The sequence below is a fragment of the Enterococcus plantarum genome, from assembly GCF_001730295.1.
In the GTDB taxonomy this organism is placed as follows: Bacteria; Bacillota; Bacilli; order Lactobacillales; family Enterococcaceae; genus Enterococcus_L; species Enterococcus_L plantarum.
This window is the reverse complement of the sequence record NZ_MIKA01000001.1, coordinates 73,923-91,380: the sequence shown is the minus strand read 5'-3', so window position 1 is coordinate 91,380 and position 17,458 is coordinate 73,923. Positions and strand designations below refer to the sequence as shown.

Below are 17,458 nucleotides of genomic sequence, written 5' to 3'. Positions count from 1 at the left end.
TCGTTGTAATAATAATAGCACAATTACTACGACAGGTAAAGTAAAAATAAAGAGGTTAGACTATTGCTCTATGCGCAATAGTCTAACCTCTTTATTTTTGTTAAATTGTATCACCATTAAAAATCGAATTTTTTACAATAACATAATCGACTTTACGAATTGCTTCAAGATCACGTCCGCCAGCATAAGAGATGGAAGATTGTAAATCTTGTTGCATTTCTGTTAGCGTATCTGCTAAGCTGCCCTTATGTTGAATCCAAATTTTCTTACCTTCAACATTTTTCTTTTCACCTTTTTGAAATTCCGAAGCACTACCGAAATATTCTTTATAGACTACACCATTTTCTACTTTGGTCTCACCTGGTGATTCTTCATGACCAGCAAATAATGACCCAATCATGACCATAGTTGCACCAAAACGAACTGATTTTGCCACATCTCCTGGTGTACGAATCCCACCATCTGCAATAATCGGTTTTCTTGCAGCTTTAGCACACCAACGTAGTGCAGCTAACTGCCACCCGCCAGTGCCAAAACCTGTTTTGATTTTCGTGATACAAACTTTCCCCGGCCCAATACCGACTTTCGTTGCATCCGCTCCGGCATTTTCTAATTCGCGCACAGCTTCAGGTGTCCCAACATTTCCAGCAATAACGAACGTATCTGGTAAATGTTTTTTCAGATGTTGAATCATATTGATCACTGCATTGGAATGCCCATGGGCAATATCAATCGTTACATAATCAGGAACTAAATTCCGCTCCGCTAATTCTTCTACAAAACCGTATTCAGCTTCTTTTACACCTACGCTTATAGATGTAATCAAGCCTTTCGCATTCATTTTTTCAATAAAAGGAATTCGAGCATTTTCATCAAAGCGATGCATGATATAAAAATAATCATTTTTTGCTAGAAACTCCGCAATATCTTCATCAATAATCGTCTGCATGTTCGCAGGTACGACAGGCATTTTAAAGGTATGTTTCCCTAGTTTCACGACTGTATCACATTCAGAACGACTGTTCACAATACACTTATTGGGAATTAATTGGACATCTTCGTAATCAAAAACTTTCATACTGTATTGCCTCCTAATAAATTCTAATAAAACACGCAAAAACACGAACATTAACTTGATAAAAGTTCGCATTTTCGAACACCTATGCTAATTTACACTATTCATCTGCAAAAGTCAAAGGTAAATAACGAAAAATGTAATAATATGAAGAACATTATTCGTGTTTTGATCGAAAATTTATTTTTCTGCTATTTTATATGGCTTTTTCACCTTCATGTTCAGTTATTGATTCCTCAATCTTTTCGTTAGGCAATAAGCAATTTAAAAGTATAGCAGCAATCGAAGCAGTGGCGACAGATGAGCTGAAAAGATATTGCAAAAATTGTGGTAATGATTGAATAAATTCTTTAGGGATCAACGTTAATGCAAGTGTTAAGATCATTGGTATCGCAATTACGTACATTTGTTTCTCATTGATATCAACTTCTTTCATTACTTTGAGTCCGCTTATTGAAATAATGCCACAAACAATGACAAAAACACCGCCAATCACTGGCGCAGGTATTGAAGATATCAGCGTTGACAGTTTACCCGATAAACCAAAAACGACAAACCAGGCACCTGCTGCTACGAATACTTTTTTACTAGCAACGCCTGTGATCGAAATGATTCCTGCATTGGTTGAGTATCCTGTAACTGGGGTTGTCCCTAGTAATGATGAAATCAAACAGCCCAATCCTTCTCCTACAACTCCTCTATTGATATTTTCATCAGTCAATGGCTCTTCGCAGACATTGCTTACTGCAAACCAAGTTCCTGTCGTTTCAGCCATCAGCACAATGTAAATAATAGCCATTGTTAAAATAGATGAAACATCAAATGAAAAATGAAAATCAACAAAAGGTAATTGCGGAACACTTATTAATGGTGCATTTCCAACTTGAGATACGTCAAGAATCCCCATAAATTGAGCTGCAAAACTCCCAATAATTAATGCCAAAATAACTGAAGAAATTCTAAAAATCCGACCTTTTCCAGTAAAACGCGATCCGATCATCGCGAAGAAAATGAGTGATACTGCCGCAATGATTGCAAGTAAAATGTTTTGACCTAAATCTCCTGAAGCATTAAAAACATTGTCATTTAACGCAACTGGCATCAACGACAAACCAACAATAAAGATGATTGTCCCTCCAACAATCGGTGGTACAAAAGCTTTGATCAAACGATTAAAAATACCTGTTACACCTAAAATAATAACTAAAATTGCTCCAATCAAGCTTGCACCTAAAACAGTTCCCCATCCATTGCCATTTTGACTATTGGCAAAATAAATACCTGCAACGGATCCAATCGGGATAAATGATGGACCTTGTGCCACAGGTAGTTTCATACAAAAATACGATTGAATAATCGTAGCAAGCCCTGCAGCTATAAAGGTTGATTGAATCAACGCCGAAGACTCTTTTGTTGTCAAACCAATAATTGACGCAATAATAAACGGTACGACATAAACATCCATTGCTAAAACATGCTGAATGCCTAAAAGGACTGATTGCCCAATTGATAAATCATCATTCGGACCAACCGTTAGTTTTGATGGTTTTGTTTTTGTTTCACCCATTTTATGCTTGCACCTCTACTTCCATCCTATTTCTATCATGAACTTTTTTTCCCTGAATCCAAACCTCATGGATATGTTCAGGGCGCGATAAGTAAAGAATCTTTTGGAAAATAGACAATAACGGTTCTTCGTCAGAAAAGATAGGTAATGTTTTACTATCCACAATTTGAACATCCCAAGCATAATCAACCGCTAACTTTCCTATTGGTAAGCTCAATGATTCCCCACCGCCTGCGGTTGCTAGATAAAAAGCTTCGTTTAAAGAAATACTAGAACCTGCAACACCACGCTTTTCACTGCAACATTCTTTATCGACCCCGTCTTCTAGCATTCGAGAAGATATTACTGCTTGTCTAATATTATCAAACAAACTTGGTGAAAACCCACCGGAAATATCACTACCTAATCCTGTTTCTATTTTATAATTGTTTAATAGTTTAGCAATTGGTGTAACGGCATTACCAAAATATGCATTGGAAATCGGACAATGCGCAACTGCCGTTCCTTTATCGGCAAATAATGCCATATCATCGTCTGACAGAAAACCACAATGTGCCATAATAGCTTTTTCTGTTAGTAATCCAAAATCATTTAATGCAAATGCATCATTTTTACCAAAACGCTCTTGAACAAATGAATGTGCCCAGTCACTTTCACTACAATGAGATTGAATATGAACATCATATTTAGCCGCCAAAGCACCCAAACCTTTTAAAGAATCATCTGTACAGCTTGGAATAAAACGAGGCGTTACAACTGGATAGACTCCTTGAGGTGTTCGCTTATTTAATTCTAGTACCTCTTGAATGAATAGCTCTGTTTCCGCTAACGCTTCATTCGCTGTCGCATCTCGATAATATTCAGGGTTCTGTTCTGGATCGTCCATAACAACTTTACCAACTAAACCTCTCTGCCCTTTTTCGCTACAAATTTCTGCTAAACGCAAACTAGACTGACGATGCACTGTCGCAAAATACAAGGCTGTTGTAGTGCCATTTTTTATTAATTGGGAAACTAAATCTGAATAAACAGTCTCTGCAAAGTGCCTATCAGAAAATTTGGCTTCTAGCGGAAAAGTATACGTATTCAGCCAGTCATATAAAGGAAGATCCAACGCAGTTCCAGCTTGCGCCCATTGAGGTGCGTGGATATGAAGATCGATAAAACCAGGGAGAATAAACTGTCCCTGAGTTAATTCTTGAAATTTATTTTTTTCGGAATACTCTTTAATAAGTGCTTGATATTCCTTTTCTTCTGGAGAGATAATGGCACCTACCGTACCTTCTTCTGAGATACAAAACAGACAGTTCTTGAATGCTTTTACATTTTTTGAGTCAATACTTGAAAATCCAGTTCCTTTTACAATAAATTTAAACAAGATAATTGCTCCTCTCATAACAATACAAACATCATTATATAGAATAATTCGTATTTATTCCACATTTTTTCTTAATCCCGTGTTGAAAATTTGCTAAAAATATCCAAAACACGAACTTTCATCCTGTTCGAAGCAAAAAAAGTAAAACAAAACTTACAACGTTTTGTTTTACAAAGCAAACTATCATCCATTATTTTAGTTGTTTTTTCTCAGCCTCTAAATGATCGATTTTATCATGCAGTTCGGCAATCGTTTTTTGCAGCTCATCATGCATTTTATCGTGTTTCTTATGCAGTGTTGATAAGCTGTGATGGATAAGAGTACCACTTCCTGCGGCCAAAGAAGCACCTAAAGCACTCAAGACATTGGTGTAATTCCCTAAAATCAATTGAACATTAGCAGAAGGTTGTACATTTTTCAATATAGGAATCCACATTGTTAGAACAGCGAAAACAACGAGATAGAAAAAAAGAAATAGGTAAATAAATATAGAGACTTTACTGGATAATAGAGCTGGAATTTGTTTTAAAAACGCATTAACTTTTTTCATTTTCAATCGACTCCTTTTTACTCTTTCTCTATTATGATTGATTGGAAAATAAATGTACATTATTGATACTTCATCCATTGGCTCTATATTTCTCATCTAAGTTTTCATAATATGCTAATAAGGATAGCGATGTTTTTTGATTCTGGCGATAATTGAGTTATACTGAAGTAGAAATCATATTTATTAGGAGGCAAATAACTATGCTTAAAATCGAACGAATCCAAACGGGTGTTATCCAAGAAAATTGTTACTTAATTTATAATGAAACGAATTTATTAATCATTGATCCAGGTGCTGAAGCAGAAAAAATAGCTGCATTAATTGAAAAGACAGGTAAAAAACCGATTGCTATTTTACTAACACATACTCATTATGATCACATCGGTGCAGTTGAGGAACTCCGCCACCAATACACTATTCCTGTTTATGTTAGCCCATTAGAACAAGAATGGTTATCTAACCCGGTCCTTAACTTATCTGGCTTGGGCCGCCACAATGACATTGCTGATATTATTGTACAACCTGCTGAAGTAGAATTTGAAATGACTGATTACAATTTAGGTGGTATGTCGTTTACTGTAGTACCAACACCTGGCCATTCAATTGGGAGTGTAAGTTTCGTGTTTGATGACTTTGTTGTTACAGGTGATGCGTTATTTAAAGGAAGCATTGGTAGAACTGATTTACACACTGGTGACATGCAGCAATTACTTCACAGTATCAAAACCTATCTTTTCACGTTACCTGATGAATTTCCAGCCTATTCTGGACACGGAGACGCAACGACTATCGAACACGAAAAGAAAACCAATCCATTTTTTAACTAAAAAGGATCAATCGTTATCGAGCTACTAAAGGAGGAACTAGGATATGAATGAACCAACAACACTCTACATCATCCGTCACGGTAAGACGATGTTCAATACAATAGGTCGAACTCAAGGCTGGTCAGATACCCCCTTGACTAGAGAGGGAGAAAAGACGATTCTCTATTTAGGTCTTGGTTTACGAGAGATCGATTTTAAAGAGGCATACTCTAGTGACAGCGGACGCGCAATGCAAACTGCGCGTATCATTTTACAAGAACATCAAAATGGCGCAAACATTCCTTACAATACCGATAGCCGCATTCGTGAATGGTGTTTTGGCTCTCTGGATGGAGGGTATGATGGCGAACTTTGGGGTGTTGTTCCTAGAATCTTAGCATATAAAAACTATGAGGATATGATGACAAATAGCATCAGCTATAAAGAATTGGCTGACGCTATCATCACTGCTGACACGGCAAACTGGGCAGAACCTTACGATAAAATCCGTGACCGAGTTTGGAGCGGATTTAAAGATATTGCCTACCATCGAGAGAAACATGGTGGTGGTAATGTCATGATTGTTTCTCATGGATTGACGATTTCATTCTTAATGTCATTGATCGATAATCGTTTACCTATGCAGATTGCTCTTGAAAATGGCAGTGTGACTAAATTAATCTATGAAAATGGTAAATTTACAATTGATACAGTCAATGATACCCACTATATCGACAAAGGACATGCGATTTTCTCTACTACCTAAACTATCAAAAATAAGAGTGCGAGAAAAAACAAGTGAAGTGAGCCCCTTAAGTTAGACCAGAAAATCTAAATTGGGGGGGCTTTTTATAATGGTTAAATATGATTATGACTTTAAAAAATCAGTAGTTCAAGCGTATCAGAGGGGTGAAGTTGGGTATGTGACTCTAGCTCGCCGATACGGTATTCCAGCTGATTTAAATGTAAACAAATGGGTAAAGATTGTAGACAAATTAGGCTTCTTCTCCAATAGGTGTCAGCAACAGAATCGAACTTTTTCGTGCTAACGCTGAATTAGAGTTAGCGGTCAAACCAATTACCGCCAAGCCTTTCTCAATAGCAAGATCCGCCAAAGCATTTATTTCCTGATTTGTACCTGAATGTGAGATTCCAATAAAAATTCCTTTCGTTTATTTGTGCCAATTGCAGATGCAAACAAATGATGATCCATTGTGAATCTGTTTACTTTTATTAACCGCAATAATGAACAGTCCTCTAATACAAGTTGTGCAACGACATTGATTTTTTTATTTGAATTCCGCCCAGATCCCTTCCATAAAAAAATTATCAATTGTTACGCTATCGATTTTTCGCTTTAGTAATAATTCTGGCTGGATTATTTTTATCTTTTTGAAACGTGTATCCTCAATGCGAATCACATCAAGGACTTCGTCTATACAATTTTTGTGTTCGCCCAGATAAACATCATCGACCAGATAATTCTCACTTAAATCTAAAGGCGCTGAAAATGGATTATCATAGCGATTTTTCAAGAGTAGGCAACCTGTCTTTTATTGGTCCTCTTTACTATTTGTTTCCCAGAAAAAAAGCCACTATCTGAAAAATAACTATTTCAGATCACGTATAATATTTATGCTAAGGTTTCAAACTTTCAATTTCATCTCTGTATTTTTAGCAATTTGATCAAGTTCTTTCAACCGTCCCACAAATACTAATGCATCATCTTTTGGGATATGTAAGGAAGTAAATATTCCTTTAAAACTGATTTCGCTCATTTTTTGAATACATACGCATTTCAAAAGTCCTCTCTTCACTTAAGGAATTCGACATTCCATACATCGTATCCACTCTTTTCTAATCTGCTTTCATCCATAGTTTTTATAAAATTATAGTTCAACTTAAGTGTATTTTTATATTTATTTCAACATTTATTTTCAATAAAAACTAAATAAGAGCAGAAAAACGGTTTAATGTTTTTCTGCCCTTTTGAGTCATCCTAACTACTTGCTTATGCTTTAGCAGTTCCTATTTCTTCACCTGCATTGACTTGTCCTGTCTTATTAAGATCGAAGCTTTTTACTGCATCCATATTCGTAATCACAACCACCATATCGATTGCTTTTTCAGCAGATATGATGCCTTGTAAATCAACTTCAGCAATTAACGTTCCTTGTGATATTTTAGACCCTTCACTTACTTTTATATTAAAAGGCTCTCCATTAAGCTCAACTGTATCGATACCCATATGAAGTAAAATTTCAAGCCCATTTGCCATTTTCATGCCCACAGCATGCTTTGTTTGAAAAACACTTAAGACAACTCCTTCAATTGGCGAATAAATTTCCCCTGTTTCCGGAATAATCGCAAAGCCATCCCCCATCATTTTTTGTGAAAAAACAGGATCATTGACTTCACTAATTGGGATCAAATTTCCCGTTGCTACTGCATATAGCGTTTCATTTAATTGAACTGGTTCTTTCTTTTTCAAAAATCCAAACATTTATTTTTCCTCCAATTTTTATGAATAGTACTAGTATAAAAAATTCTCAGAATAATTACAACACTGAAGTAGCTTGTTTCTAATTTTTTTTGCACGCATTAAAAGTTAGTTGGTTTTTCTGATACTAAAAGGTATACTATTAGTGATTTACTATTTTATGCTGGAAAGGATTGAACCTATGCTTTTATCAAATTTATGGAAAGCAATTATTCTAGGTATTATCGAGGGCGTAACTGAATGGCTTCCGATCAGTAGTACAGGACATTTGATCTTAGTCGATGAATTCATTAAAATGAACCTCAGCAAAGACTTTATGGAAATGTTTAATGTCGTGATTCAGCTTGGTGCGATTATGGCTGTCGTCGTTCTTTATTTCCACAAGTTAAACCCCTTCTCACCGCAAAAAAATGAAACAGAAAAGAAAGATACATGGATTCTCTGGTCAAAAGTTGTTGTTGCCTGTGCCCCAGCTGCTATCATTGGGATTCCGTTAGATGACTGGCTAGAAGCAAAATTCCATAACTTCTTTACCGTAGCATTGATGCTGATTATTTATGGGGTTGCTTTTGTAGTGATTGAAAAAAGAAATCGAGATCGTAAACCAAAATGTACTGATTTGAGAGACTTTACCTATAAAGCTGCCGCAATTGTCGGCTTTTTTCAAGTCTTATCATTGATTCCAGGTACCTCTCGTTCAGGTGCAACAATTCTTGGCGCTATCATTATCGGTGCATCACGATTTGTCGCAACAGAATTTTCATTTTTCCTTGGTATTCCTGTTATGTTCGGCGCAAGCTTCCTAAAAATTGTAAAGTTCGTCATGAAAGGAAATACATTTGGATTTAGTGAAATTCTTATTCTACTGACTGGTTCGATTGTAGCTTTTGTTGTTTCAATTATTGTGATCAAGTTCTTATTGAACTATCTAAAACGAAACGACTTTACTGCTTTTGGTTGGTATCGAATTGTACTTGGTGTATTACTCATCAGTTATTGGCTATTTTCATAATAACAATTGAGATTGAAGCAAAGCGTAGTAGTTGCTTCTTCTACCATCGTTTATCCTGATTCCTTAGGGGTGTGGGGTGTGACTTTTAGAGTCATGTCCCACACCCTTTTTTTATTTAGAAATTGATACATACTTTCTATTTTTGTTGATAATGATTATCAATATTAATTAGAATAAATATTCTTCAAAAATATATTAAAACACTTTTAAATAAGCATTTAAACTAAATGATAATCACTATCATTCTCATTTAGGTATTATGATTATCAATTAGATTTATTTTATGCTATTCTTTTTTGTGAGGAGTGATAATCATGAAGTATTCAGAAGAAAAAAAAGCATTACTATCCACTATTTTATGTTTAGTATTTATGATCGTAGGATTTATTTTAGAAAAATCAGGAACAGCATTTTATCCGATTAGTTTCATTTTCGCAATCATATTTGGTGGATATAAACAAACAAAAGAAGGGGTAGTTGATACGCTTGAACATAAACATCTAAATGTCGATTTACTTATGGCTTTAGCAGCAATTGGAGCGTGTATTATTGGTAATTGGTTCGAAGGCGCTATGCTGACTTTCATTTTCTGCCTTAGTGGTGCGCTAGAAGAATATACGACAACTAAAAGTAAAAAAGAAATAGCCAGTTTAATGAATCTACAGCCAGAAACAGCCTACTTACTAAATGATTTAGGTAAAACAACTGAGGTTGCTGTTACTCAATTAAAGATTGGTGATCATTTACTAGTCCCTAAAGGTGCAAGTATTCCAATCGACGGCGTTTTAAGTAAAGGGACTTCCACTATTGACGAAGCGGCAATCACTGGAGAATCTGTTCCAGTTGAAAAACAACGCAATGACGAGTTGTTTGGTGGGACAATCAATCTAGGTGAGGCAATTACGATGACCGTTAGTAAAAATAGTGAAGATACTTTATTTGCTAAAATTATCAGACTCGTAAATGAGGCTCAAAATACACCTTCACAAACAGCTAGCTTTATTGAAAAACTGGAAAATCGCTATGTGAAAATCGTCTTGATTGCAATCCCATTAATGATTTTGATTCCTTATTTATTTTTAGGCTGGTCATGGAATGAAAGTTTTTATCGAGGCATGGTTTTATTAGTCGTTGCATCCCCTTGCGCCTTAGTCGCTTCAGCCACGCCTGCAACATTAGCTGCTATCTCTAATGGTGCAAGAAATGGTGTGCTGTTTAAAGGTGGCGTTTATTTAGAAAATTTAGCTTCTCTAAAAGCAATCGCTTTTGACAAAACTGGAACGTTAACTCGTGGCATTCCTGTAGTGACAGATGCCGTATTTTTAAAAAATAAGCAAGAAGGCTTAGATATACTTTTAGCGATGGAAAGACAATCAACTCATCCATTAGCACAAGCGCTTATTACCCGTTTTGATCATGATAATACAGAAGTCTATGGTCAAATCGATGTAAAAAATATTATCGGTTTCGGGATGGAGACAACGATTGATTCAACCGTTTGGCGAATTGGAAAAAGTGAATTCGATGATCAAACAAGAATAAATGAAGAAATACAACAAGAAATTGAACAACTGCAAATTGAAGGTAAAACGGTGATTTGTTTATTTAAAAATCAAGAAATCATTGCCTATTTTGGTCTTTTAGATGTTCCAAAACCAGAAGCAAAAAAAGTAATCAGTTATTTTAAACAATTGGGTATCCATACTACAATGATTACAGGAGATCACGATAAAACAGCAGCCGCTGTGGCAACTGAACTTGAGATAGATGAAATCCATGCAAATTGCTTGCCTGAAGATAAAACCATTATAATCAAGAAACAAAAAGAGCGTTATGGAATCAACGCAATGGTCGGAGATGGCATAAATGATGCACCTGCCTTAGCCAATGCTGCAATTGGTGTTGCCATGGGGCAAGGAACTGATATAGCGATGGATGTAGCAGATATGGTGTTAATGAAAAATGACTTAGAGAAGCTTCAAATGAGTCACCTTCTTTCAAAAAAATTAAAAAGAATCGTCACTCAAAATATTGTTTTTTCATCTGGAGTCATCGTATTGTTGATTCTATCTAATTTTTTTCAAATGATTAATTTGCCACTAGGCGTTATAGGGCATGAAGGAAGCACAATTCTTGTTATTTTAAATGGATTAAGAATGTTAAAAACGATCCCAAATGAACGTCACGTCTCTAAAAAATACCACACACAAAAAACGAAATTTGTATAAGCGTAAAAAAGGGCAACTGGATAACTGATAGCGTTATTTTCAGTTGCTTCTTTTAATTCCATTCTTCAAAAAATTCAGTTAAAAAAACTTCTAAAAATTCTTGGCGTTTTTGGCCTAATACTTTCGCATATTCTGTATTCAAGCTTTTATTAAGTAAAAGAATTTTTTCATAAAAATGATTGATGATCGTGCTTTCTTCTCGATATTCGGCTTTTGACTGAAGGGTTCTTGGTTTGATTTCAGGATTATAAATTGGATTTCCTCTGCGTGCGCCATAATAAATCGTCCGCATAATTCCAATTGCGCCCATAGCATCTAAGCGGTCAGCATCCTGCACGATTTGTCCTTCAATCGTTAGTTTTTCTGCTGTTCCGTTAATCTCTTGACTAAAAGAAAGGTTCATGATTATATGAGTTATTTGCTGAATTTGATCATTGGGAACGTTAATATCTTGTAAAAATTCTTCCATCTGTTGAAATGCTTGGTGCGAATCAGGCACTAATTTATCATCCACAGTATCATGAAGATAGGCTGCAGCTGTAACGATAAAATGATTACACGTTTCAGTTCCAGCGATTTTATCTGCTAAGCGAACAACTCTATTTATATGATCCAGACCATGACCTGTTTGATCTTTTTCCATTTTTGACAGGCTAAAACGTCTAATTTCATCAATGTATTTATTATCCATTCAATTCCTCCGACTAAATGTAGAGTATTAGGCTGAGATAAATTTTGATTTACCTCAACCTATTATCGTTATTAACTATTTTTTATGACTAAGCCACCAATTACATCTACAACTGATTCACTGGCATTTAAAAATTCTTCTAATTGATCATAGACATTTTTCCAGCGAATAACTTCAATGGGATTTTGCTCATTCGTAAACAAATCTTTTAACGCTTCACTGTATAATTTATCAGCTTTCCCCTCAATTTCACTTACTTCATTGATCATTGTATGCAATGTTTTTGAGTTTTTAAATTTTGCAAACTCTTTAGTTGCAGTTAATACACCTGCCGTAGCTTTTACTCCATATGTAATAAAGACCATGGCATTATCATTTAGCTCTTTCACAACTAAGCTGCTAAGTAAGTAAGTAATACTGTTGATAGTATCAAGTACGTCATCTAGACATTGTGTAATTTCTACGATATCTTCACGATCAATAGGAGTAATAAACGAAATATATAATTCATTCATGATTTTTTGAACGATTTGATCCCCTTCACGTTCTAATAAATGAATTTTCTCTGCTTCATTCTCCAATGTTTCAAGTGAATAATTAAGCGTAATCATTTCTAATAATTCTGCTGCTTGATGCGCATTTTTTGCTAAATGCTCTAATTCACCAAAATAATCAAATTGCTTTTTTCTAGCCATTTTATTCTCTCCTTAAAATAGTGCTATAAATAATTTTGCCATAATAAAGGCAATAATCCCGCAACCTGGAAATGTCAAGATCCAAGCAATCAGCATTTCTTTTACAATACGCCAATCAACACTTGATACTCGTTTGGAAGCACCCACACCCATGATTGCAGTTGTTTTAGTGTGTGTAGTAGAAACAGGAATACCAAAGATTGAAGCCGCAAATAAACACACAGCTGTACTTAAATCAGCTGCAAATCCTTGATACCGTTCTAATTTTACCATGTCCATCCCAACTGATTTGATAATTCTCATACCACCTACAGATGTGCCAAACCCCATTGTGACAGAGCAAAGAATCATGACCCAAATTGGAATGATAAATCCTGAACCAGACTTTTCTGCCAAATTATTATAATAAAGTCCTAACATGAATACGCCCATGAATTTTTGACCATCTTGCGCACCATGGAAAAAGGCATTTGCAGCAGCACCAAATGCTTGTCCGTAGGTGAAAACTTTATTTGCTGTTCTTCTAGCTACACCTCTGAAAAGGATTACAATTAGCTTTGTGACAAGATAACCTCCACCAAAGCCCATGACTGTTGAGACGACTAGTCCAACAAGTACTTTCGACCATTCAGAACCATTAACTGCTCCGATTCCTCCTAAAGCCATTGCAGAACCTGTTAAGCCAGCAATCAACGCGTGACTCTCACTAGTTGGAATACCAAAATACCATGCTGCTACTGACCAGACCACGATTGAAAATAAAGATGCTGCTAAAGCCACTTGTGAAGCATTCCCTTGTGCATCAAAACTAACAATGTTACTGATCGTTTCTGCCACCTGTGCATTAAAATATGTCATCACCAACGCACCAAAAAAGTTCATTACGACAGCCATCCAAATCGCAACATTCGGCTTTAAAACGCGAGTTGAGACAGCGGTTGCAATTGCATTAGGCGCATCAGTCCAACCATTGACGAAAATAACGCCCATCACAAGGGTAATCGTTACAATTAGAGCAATATTCACATTGACACCACCATTTCATTTTACCCTGTTATGATAGCATATTTTTAAAAAAAAGTATCTAAATTTCCTATCAACCGTAAATTCAAAACGATTTCCATGCGATAAAATCAATATTTTTACTGTTAAGGAAAAAAACTTGTCATCTTTTATTGCAATGCCTGTTTGGATTAGGTATAATGATTAGTGTTGAATTACATATGGATTTTCCTGTGTAAGACCTTAATTTATCGGAGGTGAAAGAAATGCCAAATATTGAATCTGCAATTAAACGTGTACGTACTAATGCTAATAAGAATGCTCAAAATTCATCTCAAAAAAATGCAATGCGTACAGCTATCAAGAAATTTGAAGATGCTGTAGCTGCTGGCGCTGACAATGTTGATGCGTTATATACAGAAGCTATTAAAGCTGTTGATATGGCTGAAACAAAAGGATTAATCCATAAAAACAAAGCAGGCCGTGATAAATCACGTCTAAGCAAAAAATTAGCAAAATAAGGATTTTTAGAAGCTAACTTCGTGTTAGCTTCTTTTTTAGTGTAAAAAGTACGTAATCAACTCTAACAGATTTGATCACGTACTTCTTTTTTTGGTTTTAATTTCTTTTTTTATATAAACAGCGCTAGAGATATAGACGATTGGTTTATTCGCATTCCTGTTATCTGTTCACTTGCCCAGACAATTTAAGAATAAATAATTCAAATAGCAGCTCTTTATCCATTTTTCCTGTTTTCATTTTATAATCATTCTCAACTAGCTCATCGTAGATGGCCTCCAAACGATCTAGTTCAAATCGACGAACTTGCTGTAGAGCTAATTTAACACGATAAGGGTGAATTTTAAGTGTTTCAGCGATATTCGCTTGTTGATATCCTACTTTTGCTAAAATTTTTGTTTGTAAAAATAAACGGATTTGATTTAATAAAATCGCATTTAATTTAATAGTTTCTTCACCTTGCAGTAATAAATCTTCATACAATTGAATTGCTTTTTCACCATTTCCAGTTAAAACATCATTGGTCAAATCAAATACATTATGTTCTAAGGATTTAGGTACAAGTTCCTTGACGCCATTTAACGAAATAATTTTGCTGTCAGAGGAATACAAAAACAATTTCTGTAGTTCTCCCATGACTTTGGATAAATTCAAATCCGTCAACTGCAGCAGTAAATCAAAAGCCTCTGGTCTAATCTCATAGCCTTCACCTTGAATCGTCTGATCTAAATATTGCCTTACTTCTCGTTCTCCCATTGGATTAACATCAATAACTTCAGCCTGTTTTTTTAGTGATTTCGTTACTTTTTTTCGTTCATCTAATTTTTCAACTTGTGCACTAAATACTAAAATTGTTGTGGGAGATGGTTGTTCTAAATAGTTGAGTAAGCTATCAATATCATGGTCTAATCCATTCATTTTTCTTTCAGCAGTTAAAAAATAAGGATTTTCGATAAAAACTAACCGATAGTCACCAAAAAAAGGAATAGTTTCAGCTTCTTCCATTGCTACAGATAACGGTACTTCTTCCATATCGAAGGAAGAATAATTAAATTGATCATCCTCTGTTTTAATTAATTGCTCCATCAATTCTGTTTTAAATAACTCATTTAAATATCCTTCTGTTCCTTGGATTAAATAAACAGAAGCAAACTGCTGTTGTCTGACTTGTTTTAATGCCTCTTGTAAGTTCATAAATTCCCTCATTTCTCTTTTCCATCCTATCATGGCACTATAAGAAATGCTAGTCTTCTTCCATGATTGTTTTAACTGATGACATTTTTGAAAATGGTGTCCATTCATAATAGATCATTCCGTTTTTATCTGTTTGAAATTGAACGATCTGCTCTTGCTCAAATGTGACAATCGTTTCTTCATGAGGATGATTAAATCGATTATTGCGTCCACAAGAAATAATTCCTTCTCTGGGTTTAATCTTCTTGATGAATAAAGAATCAGATGACGTCTTACTCCCATGATGCCCTACTTTTAATATATCTGCCCGCAAAGTTGGAAAACGCTGTATCAATTGTCGCTCCCCTTCTTTTTCTAAATCGCCTGTAAATAAGAAGCGTTGACCAGAAACCTTTGTGTAAACAACCATAGAATCTTTATTTTCACCCGTTCCTGCAGTAGTTGGAGCCAGTATCTCTAAGGAAATCGAATGGCGAATAGATGCTCCTGCTAAAACTGGATAACATTTTATCCCTTTAGCCTTTAAACGATTTAGCGTTTGCTGAAAAGCAGATTTATTTTCTGTTCCTTCCGGGAAGTATAATGAACGAATCGGTATTTTTTCGTTGATCTTAAGTAAATCACCGAAGTGGTCCATATGACCATGAGTAATCAATACTTTGTCAAGATACTTTACTCCTTTGCTTTTCAAATATGGGATGACGGAATAATCAGCATTTATTGTTTGGTTGGTTTTAATTGCCCATTTTTCTTTGTCAAACGCTATTCTCCCACCCGTATCAATCAAAATATTCTCTTGATGAAACGGCGTTTGGATAAAAATACTATCTCCCTGTCCAACATCGATAAAAGCAATCGTACCAATGAAAGAAAAATACTTATTATTCATCAACAATAGTAACCCTGCACCTAACAAATAAACTTTTTTTGAACGTTGATACATCAAGTGTAGCATTAAAAAAAGGACTATAACAATCAACAAAAAAAGAACTGGTGTAAAAACGCCCGTAACAATTGTAAAGGTGCTGTATCGACTTAACCACTCAAAAATGGATTGTTGCATGACGAAATATAGTTCTAGACTATCGATCACTAGTTTTATTTTATAAATGAATGATCCTAAAAAGCTAATCGTTAACAAGGGTAAGATAGCTCGCTCAAAAATGGGTAGTAACAAAAACGTAAACAGGCTACTTGTTAACTGCCATTCAAAAAATGTTCGTCCGACTAACGGAATCATCGTAACTGTTAATAGAAGTGAAAAACAATACATCCGAATAAATCGCTTGTTAACCCGTTCTACAATAGGATGAACATATAAAATGAAAAAAGATAGGCCATAACTCAACTGACCGCCAGTTGAAAATAATACATAAGGTTGAAAAACCAAGTTAACGACTAATGACAAACTCCAACAATCCAACCCAGATAAGCGCCATTTAAATTCACGATTTCCAAGTGAAATCATACTTTGGATCAATGCTCGAACAACACTTATAGAGAAGCCAGTTAATCCTGCATAAATAATTGAGAACAACAATTGTAACCAAAATAACCTTTCAATCGTGATCCCACATCGTAAGAAGAAAGACCTGAAACTTCCAATAAAAAATGTCACATGCATTCCAGACAAACTAAACAAATGAAGTATTCCCAAGTTAGCTAACATGTCTTCTTTTTGAGAAAATTCACTAGATTTAAACCCAAAAATCAGTGTTTTAAGATGTAACGAGGTTTCTTTCAAAAACAGATTATCACAATGATCAATCGCTTTTTTTCTAAAACAACTTAACCAAGCAAAAACATCATACATCTTTGGATTTCCAGTTTCGATTTTGTAAATGTCTCTAATCGATAAGGTTTGATAGATGCCCTTCTCTTTTAAATACTTTCGATAATTAAATCCATTAAGGTTTGTTTGAGCTAACGGTACTTCAAATTCCCCCAAAAGAGTAATATCAATAGGCATATTTATTTTTTGCCAACTTTGTTTTTCCCGTTCTGAACGAAATCGATAAAAAGCGACCACTTTACGCTTTTCTTTTTTAGATATATAGAAGCTTCCTTCCATTTGAAGACTATCACCATCTATTGTATATTTATCAGGCAACACAGATAGATGGCCACCCACTTCGACTGCTTCTGGAAACTTTTTTTGGTGCTCCACGTTTAAGGTCAACCAGCAAGAAATAGCTAGAATAAACAGGCACAAAATACTGACGCTGATAATCGCCTTATTTC

19 protein-coding genes are annotated in these 17,458 nt (G+C 35.2%); 6 read left to right on the top strand and 13 right to left on the bottom strand.

What is annotated here, in order from left to right:
• Window positions 1-100: 100 nt before the first annotated feature.
• The 4 genes from guaC to BCR22_RS00380 all read right to left on the bottom strand — a co-directional run bounded on the left by guaC (window position 101) and on the right by BCR22_RS00380 (window position 4,570).
• Complete coding sequence (guaC, locus tag BCR22_RS00395; RefSeq protein WP_069653024.1) at window positions 101-1,078, bottom strand: GMP reductase; 978 nt, start codon at window positions 1,076-1,078, stop codon at window positions 101-103.
• A 193-nt stretch (window positions 1,079-1,271) separates the two neighbouring features.
• Window positions 1,272-2,642, bottom strand: coding sequence for a uracil-xanthine permease family protein (locus tag BCR22_RS00390; RefSeq protein WP_069653023.1), 1,371 nt, complete (start codon window positions 2,640-2,642; stop codon window positions 1,272-1,274).
• A gap of 1 nt (window position 2,643) precedes the next feature.
• Window positions 2,644-4,020: a guanine deaminase gene (gene guaD, locus BCR22_RS00385; RefSeq protein ID WP_205634343.1), complete on the bottom strand. Its 1,377-nt coding sequence runs from the start codon at window positions 4,018-4,020 to the stop codon at window positions 2,644-2,646.
• Window positions 4,021-4,210: 190 nt separating this feature from the next.
• A complete protein-coding gene (locus BCR22_RS00380) occupies window positions 4,211-4,570 on the bottom strand; it encodes a hypothetical protein (protein WP_083241704.1) in 360 nt (119 codons plus the stop codon).
• A gap of 200 nt (window positions 4,571-4,770) precedes the next feature.
• Here BCR22_RS00380 and BCR22_RS00375 point away from each other — a divergent pair, with 200 nt between their 5' ends.
• From BCR22_RS00375 to BCR22_RS15140, 3 genes are all read left to right on the top strand, one after another.
• A complete protein-coding gene (locus tag BCR22_RS00375) occupies window positions 4,771-5,397 on the top strand; it encodes an MBL fold metallo-hydrolase (protein ID WP_069653021.1) in 627 nt (208 codons plus the stop codon).
• A gap of 43 nt (window positions 5,398-5,440) precedes the next feature.
• Complete coding sequence (locus BCR22_RS00370) at window positions 5,441-6,142, top strand: histidine phosphatase family protein (RefSeq protein WP_069653020.1); 702 nt, start codon at window positions 5,441-5,443, stop codon at window positions 6,140-6,142.
• Between the two features lie 88 nt (window positions 6,143-6,230).
• A complete protein-coding gene (locus BCR22_RS15140) occupies window positions 6,231-6,425 on the top strand; it encodes a transposase (protein ID WP_141706515.1) in 195 nt (64 codons plus the stop codon).
• On the opposite strand, the gene BCR22_RS15590 is transcribed toward BCR22_RS15140, so the two are convergent.
• From BCR22_RS15590 to BCR22_RS00360, 4 genes are all read right to left on the bottom strand, one after another.
• A complete protein-coding gene (locus BCR22_RS15590) occupies window positions 6,372-6,491 on the bottom strand; it encodes a phosphoheptose isomerase family protein (RefSeq protein WP_240485833.1) in 120 nt (39 codons plus the stop codon). The genes BCR22_RS15140 and BCR22_RS15590 overlap by 54 nt on opposite strands.
• 174 nt (window positions 6,492-6,665) lie before the next feature.
• Window positions 6,666-6,911 carry a hypothetical protein gene (locus BCR22_RS00365; protein WP_069653019.1) on the bottom strand — a complete coding sequence of 82 codons (246 nt, stop codon included), beginning with the start codon at window positions 6,909-6,911 and terminating at the stop codon, window positions 6,666-6,668.
• A 111-nt stretch (window positions 6,912-7,022) separates the two neighbouring features.
• On the bottom strand, window positions 7,023-7,178 hold the full coding sequence (locus BCR22_RS15135; protein WP_167351491.1) for a MupG family TIM beta-alpha barrel fold protein: 156 nt from the start codon (window positions 7,176-7,178) through the stop codon (window positions 7,023-7,025).
• Between the two features lie 209 nt (window positions 7,179-7,387).
• Window positions 7,388-7,879, bottom strand: a complete 492-nt coding sequence (locus tag BCR22_RS00360; RefSeq protein WP_069653018.1) for a PTS sugar transporter subunit IIA — start codon at window positions 7,877-7,879, stop codon at window positions 7,388-7,390.
• Between the two features lie 178 nt (window positions 7,880-8,057).
• Between BCR22_RS00360 and BCR22_RS00355 the strand changes: the two genes are divergently transcribed.
• Both BCR22_RS00355 and BCR22_RS00350 read left to right on the top strand, forming a co-directional pair.
• The gene (locus tag BCR22_RS00355; RefSeq protein ID WP_069653017.1) at window positions 8,058-8,888 is read left to right on the top strand and encodes an undecaprenyl-diphosphate phosphatase; all 831 of its coding nucleotides are present in this window, start codon (window positions 8,058-8,060) and stop codon (window positions 8,886-8,888) included.
• Window positions 8,889-9,202: 314 nt separating this feature from the next.
• A complete protein-coding gene (locus tag BCR22_RS00350; RefSeq protein ID WP_069653016.1) occupies window positions 9,203-11,116 on the top strand; it encodes a heavy metal translocating P-type ATPase in 1,914 nt (637 codons plus the stop codon).
• A 52-nt stretch (window positions 11,117-11,168) separates the two neighbouring features.
• Here BCR22_RS00350 and BCR22_RS00345 read toward each other — a convergent pair whose 3' ends face one another.
• The 3 genes from BCR22_RS00345 to BCR22_RS00335 form a co-directional block, all read right to left on the bottom strand.
• Window positions 11,169-11,807, bottom strand: coding sequence for an HD domain-containing protein (locus BCR22_RS00345; RefSeq protein WP_069653015.1), 639 nt, complete (start codon window positions 11,805-11,807; stop codon window positions 11,169-11,171).
• A gap of 71 nt (window positions 11,808-11,878) precedes the next feature.
• Window positions 11,879-12,502 (bottom strand): DUF47 domain-containing protein, encoded by a 624-nt coding sequence (locus BCR22_RS00340; RefSeq protein ID WP_069653014.1) that lies wholly within the window; start codon window positions 12,500-12,502, stop codon window positions 11,879-11,881.
• Between the two features lie 12 nt (window positions 12,503-12,514).
• On the bottom strand, window positions 12,515-13,492 hold the full coding sequence (locus BCR22_RS00335; protein WP_141706519.1) for an inorganic phosphate transporter: 978 nt from the start codon (window positions 13,490-13,492) through the stop codon (window positions 12,515-12,517).
• 278 nt (window positions 13,493-13,770) lie between these two features.
• Between BCR22_RS00335 and rpsT the strand changes: the two genes are divergently transcribed.
• A complete protein-coding gene (gene rpsT, locus BCR22_RS00330) occupies window positions 13,771-14,025 on the top strand; it encodes a 30S ribosomal protein S20 (protein ID WP_010764753.1) in 255 nt (84 codons plus the stop codon).
• Window positions 14,026-14,185: 160 nt separating this feature from the next.
• On the opposite strand, the gene holA is transcribed toward rpsT, so the two are convergent.
• The gene (gene holA, locus BCR22_RS00325; RefSeq protein WP_069653012.1) at window positions 14,186-15,217 is read right to left on the bottom strand and encodes a DNA polymerase III subunit delta; all 1,032 of its coding nucleotides are present in this window, start codon (window positions 15,215-15,217) and stop codon (window positions 14,186-14,188) included.
• 49 nt (window positions 15,218-15,266) lie between these two features.
• Window positions 15,267-17,384: a DNA internalization-related competence protein ComEC/Rec2 gene (locus BCR22_RS00320; protein WP_476729617.1), complete on the bottom strand. Its 2,118-nt coding sequence runs from the start codon at window positions 17,382-17,384 to the stop codon at window positions 15,267-15,269.
• Window positions 17,385-17,458 lie beyond the last annotated feature (74 nt).

Bases quoted from the DNA above. Each gene is read 5' to 3' on its own strand.
- rpsT (WP_010764753.1), top strand. From the start codon at position 13,771: ATGCCAAATATTGAATCTGCAATTAAACGTGTACGTACTAATGCTAAT.
- BCR22_RS15140 (WP_141706515.1), top strand. From the start codon at position 6,231: ATGGTTAAATATGATTATGACTTTAAAAAATCAGTAGTTCAAGCGTAT.
- BCR22_RS00380 (WP_083241704.1), bottom strand. From the start codon at position 4,570: ATGAAAAAAGTTAATGCGTTTTTAAAACAAATTCCAGCTCTATTATCC.
- BCR22_RS00340 (WP_069653014.1), bottom strand. From the start codon at position 12,502: ATGGCTAGAAAAAAGCAATTTGATTATTTTGGTGAATTAGAGCATTTA.
- BCR22_RS00390 (WP_069653023.1), bottom strand. From the start codon at position 2,642: ATGGGTGAAACAAAAACAAAACCATCAAAACTAACGGTTGGTCCGAAT.
- guaC (WP_069653024.1), bottom strand. From the start codon at position 1,078: ATGAAAGTTTTTGATTACGAAGATGTCCAATTAATTCCCAATAAGTGT.
- BCR22_RS00370 (WP_069653020.1), top strand. From the start codon at position 5,441: ATGAATGAACCAACAACACTCTACATCATCCGTCACGGTAAGACGATG.
- holA (WP_069653012.1), bottom strand. From the start codon at position 15,217: ATGAACTTACAAGAGGCATTAAAACAAGTCAGACAACAGCAGTTTGCT.
- BCR22_RS00335 (WP_141706519.1), bottom strand. From the start codon at position 13,492: ATGGGCGTTATTTTCGTCAATGGTTGGACTGATGCGCCTAATGCAATT.
- BCR22_RS00360 (WP_069653018.1), bottom strand. From the start codon at position 7,879: ATGTTTGGATTTTTGAAAAAGAAAGAACCAGTTCAATTAAATGAAACG.
- BCR22_RS00355 (WP_069653017.1), top strand. From the start codon at position 8,058: ATGCTTTTATCAAATTTATGGAAAGCAATTATTCTAGGTATTATCGAG.
- BCR22_RS00375 (WP_069653021.1), top strand. From the start codon at position 4,771: ATGCTTAAAATCGAACGAATCCAAACGGGTGTTATCCAAGAAAATTGT.
- BCR22_RS00350 (WP_069653016.1), top strand. From the start codon at position 9,203: ATGAAGTATTCAGAAGAAAAAAAAGCATTACTATCCACTATTTTATGT.
- BCR22_RS00345 (WP_069653015.1), bottom strand. From the start codon at position 11,807: ATGGATAATAAATACATTGATGAAATTAGACGTTTTAGCCTGTCAAAA.